This window comes from Streptomyces sp. NPDC048337, assembly GCF_043201175.1.
GTDB lineage: Bacteria > Actinomycetota > Actinomycetes > Streptomycetales > Streptomycetaceae > Streptomyces.
In genome coordinates this window covers 226,820-240,862 of record NZ_JBICYR010000008.1, presented here as the reverse complement: position 1 = coordinate 240,862, position 14,043 = coordinate 226,820, and the positions used below count along the sequence as shown (strand labels likewise).

The following is a 14,043-nucleotide window of genomic DNA, read 5'->3' as shown; positions in this document are numbered from 1 at the left end:
GAGGGAACGACCAGACGTGAACCAGGTCCCCACCGTCACGCTCAACAACGGCACGCACATGCCCCGGCTCGGCTTCGGCGTCTGGCAGGTCCCGGACGCGGAGGCCGAGCGGGCCGTGGCGACCGCGCTGGAGGCGGGCTACCGCAGCATCGACACGGCGGCGGTCTACGGCAACGAGTCCGGCACCGGCAAGGGCATCGCCGCCTCCGGGGTCGCGCGCGAGGAGGTGTTCGTCACCACCAAGCTGTGGAACGGGCCTTCGCGGAAGTGGGGGCGGGACGCGGTGCTGCACGCCTTGGACGATTCGCTCGCCAAGCTGGGGCTCGACCACGTCGACCTGTATCTGATCCACTGGCCGCGGCCGATGCGCGACGACTTCGTCTCCATCTGGAAGACCTTCGAGGAGATCGCGGCGAGCGGGCGCGCCAAGGCCGTCGGCGTGTCGAACTTCCGCCCGGCGGACCTGGACCGGCTCGCCGCCGAGAGCCCGCTGGTCCCGGCCGTGAACCAGATCGAGCTGCACCCGCTGTTCCCGCAGACCGAGCTGCGCGCCCTGCACGCCGAGCGCGGGATCGCCACCGAGGCCTGGTCCCCGCTGGGCCAGGGCAAGGGGCTGCTGACGCTGCCCGAGGTGGCCGCGATCGCCGACCGGCACGGCCGCAGCGCCGCGCAGGTGGTGCTGCGGTGGCACCTCCAGCTCGGGAACATCGCGATCCCGAAGTCGGTGACACCGGCGCGCATCCGGGAGAATCTTGACGTCTTCGGCTTCGAGCTGGACGCCGGCGACATGGCCGCCCTCGACGCGTTGGGGGCGGGCGGGGCTGGGCGGCGGATCGGGCCGGATCCGGCCGTTTTCGACGTCTGAGGGAGCGGGGGGCGTTCGCATGAACCTTGCCGATGGGATCTACCGGATCCGCAACGTGGACAGCGGGCTGGTGCTCCAGCTGGAGGGGGCCTCCCGGGTACGGGTCGGCCCCGACGGGCCGCCCGCGCCGGAGGCGGCCCGCCGCTGGCGGATCTCGCCGGTCCACAGCGGCGGCGGGATCTTCCACGTGGTGAGCGAGGACAACGGCCGGCGGCTGGACGTCGCGAACGCCTCGCTGGACAGCGGCGCCCGGGTGCAGGTGTGGCGGGCCAATGCCTTCGGCGCGCAGGAGTGGCTCGTGGAGGAGCACCTGGACGACCCGGGGGTGGTCTCGCTGGTGGCGTGCATCAGCGACCTGCTGCTGGAGACCGACGCGCAGGGCCGGGCCCGGCAGGGCGAGGACACGGATTCGGCGTCGCAGTGGTGGCGGTTGGAGCGGGTCTGAGGTCGGGGCCTTCCCCCCCTCGCCGGCGTTTGAGGCGCGGGGTACGGGGGCGGAGCCCCCGCCGGGGACCGGGGGGGCTGGGGGCGGAGCTCCCAGGGCGGGGAGGAGGCCCGCAGGGCACGGCCCGGCGGGGTCAGGTCGCGCCGTGGGACGGGGCAAGGGATTCCACGCGCTCGGCGAGGGCGAAGTCGCGGTCGGTCACCGCGCCGCCGACGTCGTGGCTGTTTACCGACAGGCGGACCGTGTTGTAGCCCAGGGTCAGGTCGGAGTGGTGGTTCAACTCCTGCTGGACGGCGGCGATGTGGGCGACCAGGGCGCTCGCCGCGAAGTGCGTGCCCAGCCGGTAGGTACGGAAGATGCGGTCGTTCTCGAAGGCCCAGCCGGGGAGTTCCCGCAACCGGTCCTCGATCTCCTTCTGCGACAACGGCTCACTCGGCATGCACCGGCTCCTCTTCCCGTGACGTGGAGTCAATTTTCCCACACGCGCGCCGGAGCGAACCTTTCGCGCCATAGTGCGCCCGGGTACTTGTCCAGCCTTCCGTGACCACCGCGCCCCCCTTATGCTCCTGCGCCGGACGTGACTGTTACCAGGGGTAACCGGGAAGCGGGGAGTACGGGATGACAGGCAGCGGCAGTTCTCGGCGTACGTTCATCGCTGGGGCGGCGGCCACCGCGGGGGCGCTGACGGCGGCCGGGGGCGCGGTCGCCCCCGCGGCCGCCGCGGCGGCCGCCCCGGCGAACGGGCGCCGCGTCGCGGTGCTCGGCGGCGGGGTGGCCGGCCTGACCGCCGCGCACGAACTGGCCGAGCGCGGCTACGCCGTCACCGTGTACGAGCGCCGGGCGCTCGGCGGCAAGGCCCGGAGCATGGACGTGCCCGGCAGTGCGCGTGGGGGCCGTCGGCCGCTGCCCGCCGAGCATGGGTTTCGCTTCATTCCGGGCATTTACCACAATCTACCCGACACCATGCGGCGCATTCCGTTTCCGGGGAATGTGAACGGTGTGTGGGACAACCTCGTCGCGCCCAGGGAGATGATGTTCGCCCGGGCGGGCGGGAGGGAGGACCTGCGTGCGCCCATCCCCTGGCCCGATCATGCGCCTGCCGAGCTGACGCCCGACGAGCTGCGGCGGGCGTTGACCGGGATCCTGCAGTCGCTGGTGCGGCTGCCGCTGCACGAGACGGCGTACTTCGTGGACCGGGCGCTCGTCTTCCTCACCAGCTGCGACGAGCGGCGGAATGAGGTCTGGGAGCGGACCCCCTGGTGGGAGTTCACCCGGGCCGCGCAGATGTCGAGCGAGTACCAGCGGATCCTCGCCGTCGGCGTCACCCGCAACATCGTGGCGACCAAGGCAGAGGAGGCCTCCACCCGGACGGTCGGCACGCTGGGTGAGGCCTTCGTCTTCAACCTGCTGGGCCGGGGTGCGGACGGGCCGCCGGACCGGATCCTGAACCTGCCGACCAACGAGGCGTGGATCGATCCGTGGGAGGTCTATTTGCGGTCGCTCGGCGTGGAGTTCAGGATCGGGTGGACCGTGCGCGAGGTGCAGTACGGGAACGGGCGGGTGAGCGGGGTCGTCGTGGTCGATCCAGCCGGAGCCCGGCAGACGGTGACCGCCGACCACTACGTGTCGGCCCTGCCGGTGGAGCACGCCCGCCGCACGTGGAGCGCGGGGCTGCGGGCCGCCGATCCGATGCTGGGGCGCTGCGACAAGCTGGAGACCGACTGGATGACGGGGATCCAGTTCTATCTCACCGAGCGGGCTCCGTTGGTTCACGGGCATCTCAACTGCATTGATTCGCCGTGGTCATTGACGGCTATTCAGCAGGCCGAGCACTGGCCGTCGCGTAATTTCCCGGCCGAGTACGGGGACGGCTCGGCCGTCGACTGCCTGTCGGTGGACATCTCGGAGTGGGACAAGCCCGGGATCCTGTACGGGAAGACGGCCAAGCAGTGCACTCGGGAGGAGGTGGCGCGGGAGGTGTGGGCGCAGTTGAAGGCTTCCCTCAACGACACCGGGAAGACCCTGCTGAGCGATTCGGCCCTGCACTCCTGGTTCCTGGACCCCGGCGTGGACGGGCTCGGCACCCCCAACCCCACCAACCAGGACGAGCTGTTGATCCACCCGACCGGCACCTTCCACAACCGGCCGACCGCGGGCACCCGTATCCCCAACTTCTTCCTCAGCGGGGACTACGTGGCGGTCGACATCGACCTGGCGACGATGGAGGGCGCCAACGCCTCCGCCCGGGCGGCCGTCAACTCCCTGCTGGACCGGGATGGTTCCGCTGCGGCCCGGTGCACGATCCGGCCGCTCTACCGGGCGCCGGAGATCGAGTCGGCGAAACGCCACGACCTGTGGCGATACCGTCTCGGACTGCGAAACGTCTTCGACCTGGGATGACTTCGTTTCGGCTAACGTCGGCCACATGACGACTGCCACCCCGACCGTGGGATCCCTCCTTCGCACCTGGCGCGAGCGGCGCGGCATCAGCCAGTTGGAACTGGCGGGCCGCGCCGATTCGTCCTCCCGGCACATCAGCTTCATCGAGACGGGCCGGTCCCGTCCGAGTGAGGAGATGGTGCTGAAGCTCGCCGACCACCTCGACGTGCCGATGCGGGAGCGGAACTCGCTGCTGTTGGCCGCCGGTTACGCTCCCCGGTACGCGCACACCCCTCTCGACGACCCCTCGATGGGAACCCTGCGGGAGGGCCTGGAGCGGCTGCTGGCGGGCTACGAGCCGTACCCGGCGCTGGTCGTGGACGCCACCTACAACGTGATCGCCGCGAACCGGGGCATCATCATGCTGCTGGACGGTCTGCCCGAGCACCTGCTGGCCCCACCGCTGAACGCGATGCGGACCACGCTGCATCCGGAGGGCCTGGCGCCCAAGATCGTCAACATCAAGGAGTGGCGGGGGCATCTGCTGGCCCAGATGGAGCGGCAGATCGCGCTCGCCCGGTCCGAGCCGCTGCGCGCGCTGTACGAGGAGGTGTCCGCGTATCCGGTCCCCGACCGTCCGGGAGATTCCGAACCGGACGAGCCCGTACCGTACTTCGCGCTGCCGCTGGTGATCGAACACGACGGGCAGGTGCTGTCCTTCGTGTCGTCCATCTCCACCTTCAACACTCCGATGGACGTGACCGTCGCCGAGCTGGCCATCGAGACGATGCTCCCGGCCGACCCGTCGACGGTGAAGTACCTGCGCTCACTGGGTGATTGAGCGCAGCGCGAGCTGCTGGGCCACGGCGAAGCCGGCAACGGTGAGGGCCTGCGCCGGGATCCACACGGTCCCGGCGACGGTCGGGGAGAACCACACGAAGAGCGAGACCAGGCTCAGCGCGGCCCAGGCGTAGTTGGTCTCGACCACCGCCTTCACCGCGAACGCCGGCGGCCGACGCCGCGAAGCGAGCCAGCCGACTCCGGCCGCGTAGACGGCGAGCAGGATGCCGAGCTCCAGCAGCAGCCCCTGCCCGATCCCCAGCAACCGGCCGAGCGGGGCGGAGAAGGCCACGTAGGCGAGCCCGTTGGACCCGGTCACGACGGCGTCGAGCGCGAGGAAGCGGCGCAGCACGGTCTGCGGCTCGGTGGTGCGGGCGAGGGTGCCGAGCAGGGTTGCGGACATGGGGGATCAGCCTCCATCGAGGTCGTATGCGCTGGTGGGTACGGGTTCCGAGGCCGAGTGCGCGGCCTCGGAACCCGATGACTCCACTGTGCCGCCCGACCGTTACCCGGTCGATTACCTCCGGGGTCATGCCGGGCCCTCGTGAAGCGTGCGGCGGGAAAGGGGGTTCCGCTGTTTCGGGGCGGGGCGGGAGGCTAGCCTTCACGGAGCCCGCTTTCCCCGAACGTCCCGTCGCCCTACGGAGAATCAGCCGGTGCGAGCCGACGCCCGATCCCGCCGCCACGTCGTCGTCATCGGCGGCAGCATGGCCGGCCTCCTCGCCGCCGCCGTGTTGGCCGAGCACGCGGCGGTCACCGTCATCGACGCGGACACCCTCCCCGACGGCCCGGAGCCGCGCCGCGGGCTGCCGCAGGCCCGGCACGTCCACGTCATGTGGTCCGGCGGAGCGCGCGCCATCGAGGAGATCCTGCCCGGCATCACCGAGGAGTGGACGGCGGCGGGGGCCCTCCGCCGCAGCCTGCCCGCCGACCTGGTCACCAAGACCGCCCAGGGCTGGATCCCGCGATCAGGGGAGAAGCAGTTCAACGTCTCCTGCAGCCGCGACCTCCTCGACTCGGTGGTCCGCGCCCGGGTGACCGGCCTGAAAGGGGTCACCACCCTCCATCGGAGCCGTGTCCGGAGCCTGGAGGGCACGGCCGCCCGGATCGCCGGTGTCCGCGTGGACACCCCGGAGGAGGCCGGCAGGCTCGTCTCCGCCGACCTCGTGGTGGACGCGAGCGGGCGCGGCTCGCGTGCCCGGGGCTGGCTCCAGGAGCTCGGCGTCGGCGGGATACGGCAGGCCGAGGTCGACTCCGGCCTGGTCTACGCGACCCGGATCTTCGAGGCGCCCGCCGGAGCCCACGCGATGGGCTTCCCCATCGTCAACGTACAGTCCGACCCCCGCGTGCCCGTGCCCGGCCGGACGGCCACCCTCGTGCCCATCGAGAACGGCCTGTGGCAGGCCACCCTGTCCGGCACCCGGGGCGGCCGGCCGACCGGTGACCCGGACGCGTTCATCCCGTTCGCCAAGAGCGTCCGGGACCCGATCGTCGGCGAACTCCTCGAAGGGAGGAAGCCGCTCACGGACGTGGCCGTCACCCAGGGCACCACCAACCGCCGGATCCGGTTCGAGAAGGCGGAACTTCCTGCCGGCTTCTTCGCCGTCGGCGACTCGGTCGCCACCTTCAACCCGCTCTACGGGCAGGGCATGACGGTCGCCGCGCAGGGGCTGCTGGCCGTGCGCGACCTGCTGCGCGCCAAGGGGCTCGCCGACCCCGCCTTCGGTCGCCAGGCGCAGCGCGCGCTCGCCCCGCAGGTGGCCACCGCCTGGGAGCTCGCCACCTCGCAGGACATCCTCTACCCGGGCGCCGCCGGGATGCGGCCGCGGCCCGGGGCCGGCCTGCTCAACGCGTACGTCGGCAGGCTGATGACGGGCGCCACGACCCGGGAGCCGCTCACGGCCGCCTTCCTCCAGGTCATCACCATGAGCAGCCCGCCGACGCACTGGCTGCGCCCCTCGGTGGTGTGGCGGGTGCTGCGCGCCTCCGGGCGGGGCGCGCTGACGGCGGCGCCGCTGACACCGGCCGAGCGGGCGGTCGCCGGCCTGGACGCGTCGGACCCGGCCGGGCGTACGGGCTCCCCCGCCCGCTAGGCCGGCGCGGGCGCCTCGCCGGTGAGGGTCTTCAGGCGGCGGGTGAAGAAGACCATCACCGCGCCCGCCGCGATCACCAGGGCGCCCTGCCACAGGAAGTTCAGGCTCTGGCCGAGTACGGCGTCGAGCCGCGGCAGTTGCGCTCCGATCGCGTCGCCCGTGGCCGCCGCCAGGAACCAGACGCCCATCATCTGGTTGTTGAACGCCCGCGGCGCGAGCTTGGTGGTGACCGACAGGCCCACCGGGCTCAGGCACATCTCGCCCATGACCTGGATGACGTACACCCCCACCAGCCACATCAGCGAGACCTTCACGCCCGTGGACGCGATGGCCGCCGCGCCGGACATGACCACGAAGGACGCGCCGGTCAGCAGCAGGGCCAGGCCGAACTTGAGCGGGGTGCTCATCCGCCGCCCGCGCCGTACCCAGAAGGCCGCGAAGAGCGGGGCGAGGGCGATCACGAACAGGGAGGGCAGCGACTGGGTCCAGCTCGCCGGGATGTGCAGGCCGAAGAGGCTCAGGTCGGTCTTCTGCGCGGCGAACATGTTCAGCTCGTTGCCCATCTGGTCGTAGACCAGCCAGAACAGCGTCGCCGCCAGGAAGAGCCACACGTACGCGCGCAGCCGGGTCTTCTCCACGGGGGTGACCTTGGGGCTGCGGTACATCGAGAACAGCACCCCGGCCGGGACCACGACGGCGACGACCGTGAGGACGAAGGTGATGTTGTCGATGCTCAGCGCGTGCGCGGCGGCCAGCAGGGCGATCAGGACGGCCGTGAAGAGCAGGCCGTACGCGGAGGAGCTGCGGACCTTGGCCCGCTCGGCCCCGGTCAGCCGGACGACGGGCTCCTCGCGCAGCTGCCGGGCGAGCCGGCGGCCGCCCAGGACGTACTGGACCAGGCCGAGGGCCATGCCGACGGCGGCGGCGCCGAAGCCGAGGTGCCAGTCGACCTCCTCGCCGAGGTAGCCGACGACGAGCGGGGCGATGACCGCGCCGAGGTTGATGCCCATGTAGAAGATCGAGTAGCCGGCGTCGCGGCGCTGGTCGTCGTCGGCGGCGTAGAGCCGGCCGACGAGCGCGGAGATGTTGGGCTTCAGCAGGCCGGTGCCGATGACGATGAGGACCAGGCCGGGCCAGACGAGCGCGGCCTGCGGGAAGGCCATCAGGGCGTGGCCGGCCATGATGACCAGGCCGCCCCACAGGACCGCGCGGCGGGCGCCGAGGAAGCGGTCGGCGATCCAGCCGCCGGGCAGGGCCAGGAGCGAGATCATGGCCATGTAGACGCCCTCGACGGCCTCGGCGGTGCCCTGGTGCAGGCCCATGCCTCCGTGGGCGCGGGAGGCTGCGAGGAAGTGCACGAGGATGGCGACCATGCCGTAGAGGCTGAAGCGCTCCCACAGCTCGGCCAGGACGAGGGTGGCGAGTCCGCGCGGGTGGCGCCGGGTACCGGCCGTGGCCCGCGTCTGCATGTCCATCGATGCGTTCACATACTCAGTGGAGCCCGGCGGGGCCGGGCGCGGACCGGTCTTTCGGCCCGTTACCAGGGGACGCGGAACGCCCCGGGCCGTAGGGCCCGGGGCGTCGGTCGTGCGCGTCGGCGTGCCGCGCGGGTCAGAGGTCCGCGAGGTCCAGCCCGGCCTGCGCGGCGGCGGCCTGCACGGTCTGCTCCAGCAGGACCGCGATGGTCATCGGGCCGACGCCACCGGGTACGGGCGTGATCAGCGAGGCGCGGGCGGCGGCCGACTCGAAGTGGACGTCGCCGACGTTGCCCTCGTTGTAGCCGGCGTCCAGGACCACGGCGCCCGGCTTGATGTCCTCGCCCCGGATGAACTCGGCCTTGCCGATGGCGGCGACGAGCACGTCCGCCTGGCGCACGATCGAGGGGAGGTCCTGGGTGCGGGAGTGGCAGTAGGTGACGGTGGCGTTCTGCTCCAGGAGCAGCATCCCGGCGGGCTTGCCCAGGATCGCGCTGCGGCCGACGACCACGGCGTGCTTGCCGGTCAGGTCCACGTCGTAGGCGGCGAGCAGCCGCATGATGCCGCCGGGGGTGCAGGAGACGAAGCCCGGCAGCCCGAAGCCCATGGCGGCGAAGGAGTGCATGGTGACCCCGTCGACGTCCTTGCCGGGGGCGATGGCCTCGAAGGCGGCGCGCTCGTCGATGTGGTGCGGGACGGGGTGCTGGAGCAGGATGCCGCTGATCTCCGGGTCCTCGGAGAGCGCGGTGAGGGTGGCCACCAGCTCCTCGGTGGTGGTCTCGGCCGGCAGCTCCACGTGGCGGGAGGTGATGCCGGCCTTGGCGCAACGATTCTGCTTCATGCGTACGTACGTGACGGACGCGGGGTCCTCGCCGACCAGCACGGTCGCGAGGCAGGGTGCGGTGCCGGTGCGCTCGGTGATCTTGGCCGCGTAGGCGGCGGTCTGCTCCGAGATGCGGCGGGCGAGGGCGGTGCCGTCCATCAGCCGGGCAGGGGCAGTGGCAGTCTGGGCAGTCGTCACGGGGTCTCCTGAACGTCGCTGCGGATCGCGGTTCGCCCAGGCGCGCGGCAGTCGACGTACCGGAGGTGCGCGGGTACGCCGGGCCGCTCCCCGGTGGTGATCCACCCGAACGCCAGTCACGGCCCGCGGCCCACTGTAGTCGACTCGTCCGGTGGTCGACCGGAGCCCGACCCGGGGCGGCCGTGATCTACTTGCCGGGGCGGACGGATCCGGCCGGGATCGGGTTGCGCGGCCACAGCGTGGCGCAGGTCACTCAATTCAGCGCGTAACGAATCGACTCGGGCGTGCGATGAACCGACAGGTGTCCTCGCGCGGCCCCGGAATACAGACCCCCCTCGGGTCTGTTTCCCGAGTTCGCGCGATGATGTCCCGCCCACCCCTTATCTGTTCGCAACGAGAGGCTCCTTGTGTCGCTCAGCCCGTCCCGTACGTTCCCTCCGGAGATCGCCGAATCCGAGGCCCTCGTCGCGCTCGTCGAGCGCGGCCGCGAGCAGGGTCACATCAACGGTGACGACGTGCGCCAGGCCTTCGAGGCCGGCCGCATCCCGGTGGACCAGTGGAAGCGGGTCCTGCGCAGCCTGAACCAGGTCCTGGACGAGGAGGGTGTCGCCCTTCACGTCAGCGCCGCTCCCGCCACCAAGGCTGCCGCCAAGAAGCCCCGCAAGGCGGCCGCCGCCCCCGCCCGCACCGTGGCCAAGAAGGCCGCCGCCGCGCCGCGCCCGATCGGTGCGCGCAAGACGGCGGCCACGCCCGTGACGACGACCACGACGACGACCACCGCTGCGGCGATATCCGCATCGCCGGCCGGCGCCGTGGAGGACGAGGCGACGGCCGAGGCCGCCGCCGAGCCGAAGAAGCGGACGGTCAAGAAGACCGCCACCGCGAAGAAGACCGCCACCAAGAAGACGGCGGCGAAGAAGACCACCGCCAAGGACGCCGACGAGGCCGAGGCCCCCGTGGCCGAGGGCGAGGACTGGGCGGCCGAGGACCTCGTCGACGAGGCCGAGGAGGAGACCCCCAAGGCCGGCGGCCAGGGCTTCGTCCTGTCCGACGACGACGAGGACGACGCCCCGGCGCAGACGGTCATGGTGGCCGGTGCCACCGCCGACCCCGTCAAGGACTACCTCAAGCTCATCGGCAAGGTGCCGCTCCTCAACGCCGAGCAGGAGGTGGAGCTCGCCAAGCGCATCGAGGCGGGCCTGTTCTCCGAGTACAAGCTCGAAGAGGAGGAGGACCACAAGCCCGCCTTCAAGCGCGAGCTGGAGATCCTCGTCGAGGACGGCCGCCGCGCCAAGAACCACCTGCTGGAGGCCAACCTCCGCCTCGTGGTCTCCTTGGCCAAGCGCTACACGGGCCGCGGCATGCTCTTCCTGGACCTGATCCAGGAGGGCAACGTCGGTCTGATCCGCGCCGTGGAGAAGTTCGACTACACCAAGGGCTTCAAGTTCTCCACGTACGCGACCTGGTGGATCCGGCAGGCGATCACGCGTGCCATGGCCGACCAGTCGCGCACGATCCGCATCCCCGTCCACATGGTCGAGATCATCAACAAGCTCGCCCGCGTGCAGCGCCAGATGCTCCAGGACCTCGGCCGGGAGCCCACTCCGGAGGAGCTGGGCAAGGAGCTCGACATGACCCCCGAGAAGGTCATCGAGGTCCAGAAGTACGGCCGCGAGCCGATCTCCCTGCACACCCCCCTGGGTGAGGAGGGCGACAGCGAGTTCGGTGACCTCATCGAGGACTCCGAGGCGGTCGTCCCGGCGGACGCGGTGTCCTTCACGTTCCTCCAGGAGCAGCTCCAGTCCATCCTGGGCACGCTCTCGGAGCGCGAGGCGGGCGTGGTCTCCATGCGCTACGGCCTCAACGACGGCCAGCCGAAGACCCTGGACGAGATCGGCCGCGTGTACGGGGTCACCCGTGAGCGCATCCGCCAGATCGAGTCCAAGACCATGTCGAAGCTGCGCCACCCGTCGCGTTCGCAGGTGCTGCGCGACTACCTCGACTAAGAGGTCAGGCCAGTCGGAAGACCGGCCCCCGGGGCGTGAACGGCAGGGAGGCACCCTGCGGGACCAGGAAGGCGTGCTCGCGCCGGATCCGCAGGGTGTCGCACCACCCGTCCGTGATCACCAGCACCGGGGCTCCGGGTGGGAAGTCCTCCGCCCGCTGGAGCAGGTCGATGCCGGGCTGCAGCTCGGTGCCGCCGCGCCCGCGCACCCTCACCCGGCCGGCGATTTCGCTCGGAGGCAGATAGCCCGCGTCGTACGGCGCCGCGTCGCAGAACACGACGCGGGCCGCCGGTACGTCGCGGGCTTCCGCGTACGAGGCGATGGCGCCCAGCGCCTTGCCGAGCAGGGCCGGGTCCATGGATCCGGAGGTGTCGAGGACCACCCCGAAGGTGCAGCGGGCGATCTCCTCGGGCGGGTGGTAGCGGCCCGCGCGCGGGATGTCCGGGGTGGAGGCCTGGCGGCGTGCCGGTCGCGCGAAGGACCGTACGGGTTCGGGGCGCGGTACGTACTCGTCGAACCAGCGGGCGAGGCGGGCGTCCCAGCGCACGGGAGGGTGGGCCAGGGCCCGGATCTCCTGGATCAGCCCGGCGGGCAGCAGCCCGCGCTCCCCGCGCACGTGCAGGTCGAAGCCCTGCACCAGGCCGCGCCGGTAGAACTCGTCGAGATCCGTGTACGGGCATCCCGCGCCGTGCGCGAGCGGCTCGCCCAGGATGTCGCCCGCGCCCTTGCCGCGCAGGGTGGCGAGTCGGCGCATCCGGCGCAGGTCGGTGGCGATGCGGTCGTAGACCTCCTCGACCGAGAGCCCCGTGAGCGCCGGGTCGTGGAGCAGCCCCTCGGGCATGCTGCCGACGCCCATCTCCACGAGCCAGCCGTTGACGACGTAGTCCGCGGCGACGTTGTGCAGGTACGGGTCACGGGCGCCGCGGCGCTCGCCGTGGCGCAGGGCGGCGTGCAGCATCTCGTGGGCCAGGATGAACCGCCATTCCTCGTCGTCGAAGGTGCGCAGCGGGTTGATGTAGATCTCCCCGGCGGTGGCGCTGACGGCGGCGATGGAGATGGCCTGGGCGCGGGCCAGCTCGGCGTCGGCGACGACGGTCAGTCCGGCGGCCAGCCCGCCCAGGAGCGGGTACGAGGAGACGAACCAGGACAGCGCCCGGTCCCAGGGGCGCTGCGCGACGCGTTCGCCGGTGATCCGGTCGCGGCGGCCGCCCGCCACGTCCATGGCGGCGGAGACGCTGCGGGTCAGGGCGTGGGCGAAGGCGGTCTCCCAGTCGGGGGCCCGGTGGATGCTCGACTTGTGCCAGTGCAGCAGCCACTGGTCCGGCTCGCGGCCCGCCGTACCGCAGAGGTCGAGGCCGGGCGGAATGCCGTCGCGACGCCAGCGGGCGGCGAGCTGTTCCTCGTCGCCGCCGGGATAGTCGGTGGGGAGGTGCTCGGGGGCCCGGCCCGCCGGAAAGGTCAGCAGGAAGCGGTTGACCACCACGCAGCGCGCGGCCAGGTCGTACGGATCCGGCTGGGCGCGGCTCTTGTCCTCGGCGGCCGGGACGTGGCCGAAGCCGAGGTGGAGGAGGCAGTGGGCCAGGGCCCAGGCCCATTCGGCGGGCTCGGCCCGGCGGGTGGGGTGGGCGTGGACGTGGCCGTTGGAGTCGACGGCGGCCAGGCCCTCGGTCGGGCAGAGCCGGCAGTTCTTGCGGCGGCAGAACTCGACCTCCAGGGCGGCGAAGGCCGGGTTCCGCTTCACCAGCAGGAGCCCGGCGGCGTACGCCTCGGTGGCCGGGTCGGGCTTGGAGTCCTTGCCCCTCACCGGCGGGCCTCGACCAGCCGGGGCATGTCGCGGGCGGCCTCGACGAGGAACCAGCCGGGCAGCACGGGCAGGCCGTCGGCGTCGTCGGCGATGACGGTCTGGGCCACCTCGACGGAGATCTCGGCGAGCTGCACGAGCAGCGACTTGAAGCGGTACGCGGACTGCCGCATCGCGGGCGAGACGTGCTCCTTCTGCGCCGGGAGCTCCTTGAGCAGGCGGCCGCGGAAGGCCTCGGCGAGGTAGTACAGCAGGTCCCGGTCCTCCGGGCGGCGCGGCCAGTTCGCGTCGCCCTTCATGATCGCCTCGATGCCGTAGGCATGGCGGACGATCTTGGCGTAGCCGCAGAAGGAGACGGCGTGCGCGGGGGTGAGGGTGCCGTGCGCGATGACCTTGAGGGTCTGCTCGTCCAGGTCGGGCCCGAAGGAGTGCAGGGCGTCGGAGAGCATGTGCCAGGAGCGCGGGGTGGAGAACGCCTCCTCGGTCTTGGGCGGCTGCGACCACAGGTGGTCGGGGCGGTCGGTGAGGTAGTCGGTGACCCAGGGGTGGATGCCGTGCTCGCCGGCCCAGACCAGCCAGTCCTGGGCGGACGCCTGGAGGTGGACGTGGGTGAGCCGGTTCACGAGCGCGGAGGCGATGGGCCGGGCCAGCGCGTTGTCCGTGGCCCGGTTTCCGGCGCCGATCACGATGGAGCCGGCGGGCAGCTCGTAGGAGCCGATGCGGCGGTCCAGGATCAGCGAGTAGAAGGCCTTCTGGACGTCCGGGCTCGCGGCGTTGAGCTCGTCGAGGAAGAGGCAGTACGGCTCGTCGCGCGCGATGGCCTCGGGCGGGCAGAAGACGGAGCGGCCGTCACGGATCTGCGGGACGCCGATCAGGTCCTCGGGGGCGAGCTGCGTGCCGAGGAGGCTCACGCACTCCAGGCCGAGGGAGTCGGCGAACTTCCTGACGAGCGAGGACTTGCCGATGCCGGGTGCCCCCCAGAGGAACACGGGCCGCACGGTGGCGAGTCCGAGGAGCAGTTCGGGGATCTGGGCGGGGGTGACGGTGACGGCAGCCTGCACGAGCCTGTATGTCCTCGGGAGTTCGGGTACGTGGTGCGCCCCGTGTGGGCGCACCAC

The 14,043-nt window shown here is 71.8% G+C and carries 12 protein-coding genes and 1 riboswitch; of the genes, 6 read left to right on the top strand and 6 right to left on the bottom strand.

Annotation, left to right across the window (positions count from 1 at the left end):
• The first annotated feature begins 16 nt into the window (after nucleotides 1–16).
• Both ACGFYU_RS16540 and ACGFYU_RS16535 read left to right on the top strand, forming a co-directional pair.
• Entirely contained in the window at nucleotides 17–865 is an 849-nt protein-coding gene (locus tag ACGFYU_RS16540; RefSeq protein ID WP_393827981.1) for an aldo/keto reductase, read from the top strand.
• Nucleotides 866–884: 19 nt separating this feature from the next.
• The gene (locus ACGFYU_RS16535; RefSeq protein ID WP_393827980.1) at nucleotides 885–1,310 is read left to right on the top strand and encodes an RICIN domain-containing protein; all 426 of its coding nucleotides are present in this window, start codon (nucleotides 885–887) and stop codon (nucleotides 1,308–1,310) included.
• 133 nt (nucleotides 1,311–1,443) lie between these two features.
• Here ACGFYU_RS16535 and ACGFYU_RS16530 read toward each other — a convergent pair whose 3' ends face one another.
• A complete protein-coding gene (locus ACGFYU_RS16530; RefSeq protein WP_393827979.1) occupies nucleotides 1,444–1,749 on the bottom strand; it encodes a 4a-hydroxytetrahydrobiopterin dehydratase in 306 nt (101 codons plus the stop codon).
• Nucleotides 1,750–1,928: 179 nt separating this feature from the next.
• Here ACGFYU_RS16530 and ACGFYU_RS16525 point away from each other — a divergent pair, with 179 nt between their 5' ends.
• Together ACGFYU_RS16525 and ACGFYU_RS16520 are read left to right on the top strand one after the other, a co-directional pair.
• Nucleotides 1,929–3,710 (top strand): FAD-dependent oxidoreductase, encoded by a 1,782-nt coding sequence (locus tag ACGFYU_RS16525; RefSeq protein WP_393827978.1) that lies wholly within the window; start codon nucleotides 1,929–1,931, stop codon nucleotides 3,708–3,710.
• Nucleotides 3,711–3,735: 25 nt separating this feature from the next.
• A complete protein-coding gene (locus tag ACGFYU_RS16520; protein WP_393827977.1) occupies nucleotides 3,736–4,530 on the top strand; it encodes a helix-turn-helix domain-containing protein in 795 nt (264 codons plus the stop codon).
• On the opposite strand, the gene ACGFYU_RS16515 is transcribed toward ACGFYU_RS16520, so the two are convergent.
• Nucleotides 4,516–4,932 carry a hypothetical protein gene (locus tag ACGFYU_RS16515; protein WP_393827976.1) on the bottom strand — a complete coding sequence of 139 codons (417 nt, stop codon included), beginning with the start codon at nucleotides 4,930–4,932 and terminating at the stop codon, nucleotides 4,516–4,518. The genes ACGFYU_RS16520 and ACGFYU_RS16515 overlap by 15 nt on opposite strands.
• Nucleotides 4,933–5,185: 253 nt before the next feature.
• Between ACGFYU_RS16515 and ACGFYU_RS16510 the strand changes: the two genes are divergently transcribed.
• A complete protein-coding gene (locus ACGFYU_RS16510; protein WP_393827975.1) occupies nucleotides 5,186–6,622 on the top strand; it encodes an NAD(P)/FAD-dependent oxidoreductase in 1,437 nt (478 codons plus the stop codon).
• On the opposite strand, the gene ACGFYU_RS16505 is transcribed toward ACGFYU_RS16510, so the two are convergent.
• Together ACGFYU_RS16505 and ACGFYU_RS16500 are read right to left on the bottom strand one after the other, a co-directional pair.
• Nucleotides 6,619–8,109, bottom strand: coding sequence for a peptide MFS transporter (locus ACGFYU_RS16505; protein ID WP_393827974.1), 1,491 nt, complete (start codon nucleotides 8,107–8,109; stop codon nucleotides 6,619–6,621). The genes ACGFYU_RS16510 and ACGFYU_RS16505 overlap by 4 nt on opposite strands.
• Nucleotides 8,110–8,233: 124 nt before the next feature.
• Nucleotides 8,234–9,079, bottom strand: a complete 846-nt coding sequence (locus ACGFYU_RS16500) for a bifunctional 5,10-methylenetetrahydrofolate dehydrogenase/5,10-methenyltetrahydrofolate cyclohydrolase (RefSeq protein WP_393828043.1) — start codon at nucleotides 9,077–9,079, stop codon at nucleotides 8,234–8,236.
• 66 nt (nucleotides 9,080–9,145) lie between these two features.
• Nucleotides 9,146–9,248: riboswitch (ZMP/ZTP riboswitch) on the bottom strand.
• A gap of 277 nt (nucleotides 9,249–9,525) precedes the next feature.
• Here ACGFYU_RS16500 and ACGFYU_RS16495 point away from each other — a divergent pair.
• The gene (locus ACGFYU_RS16495; RefSeq protein WP_393827973.1) at nucleotides 9,526–11,124 is read left to right on the top strand and encodes an RNA polymerase sigma factor; all 1,599 of its coding nucleotides are present in this window, start codon (nucleotides 9,526–9,528) and stop codon (nucleotides 11,122–11,124) included.
• 4 nt (nucleotides 11,125–11,128) lie between these two features.
• Here the strand turns inward: ACGFYU_RS16495 and ACGFYU_RS16490 are convergent, their stop codons facing one another.
• On the bottom strand, nucleotides 11,129–12,928 hold the full coding sequence (locus ACGFYU_RS16490; RefSeq protein WP_393827972.1) for a hypothetical protein: 1,800 nt from the start codon (nucleotides 12,926–12,928) through the stop codon (nucleotides 11,129–11,131).
• The gene (locus ACGFYU_RS16485) at nucleotides 12,925–13,986 is read right to left on the bottom strand and encodes an ATP-binding protein (protein WP_393827971.1); all 1,062 of its coding nucleotides are present in this window, start codon (nucleotides 13,984–13,986) and stop codon (nucleotides 12,925–12,927) included. The genes ACGFYU_RS16490 and ACGFYU_RS16485 overlap by 4 nt, the downstream gene beginning before the upstream one ends.
• Between the last annotated feature and the right edge of the window lie 57 nt (nucleotides 13,987–14,043).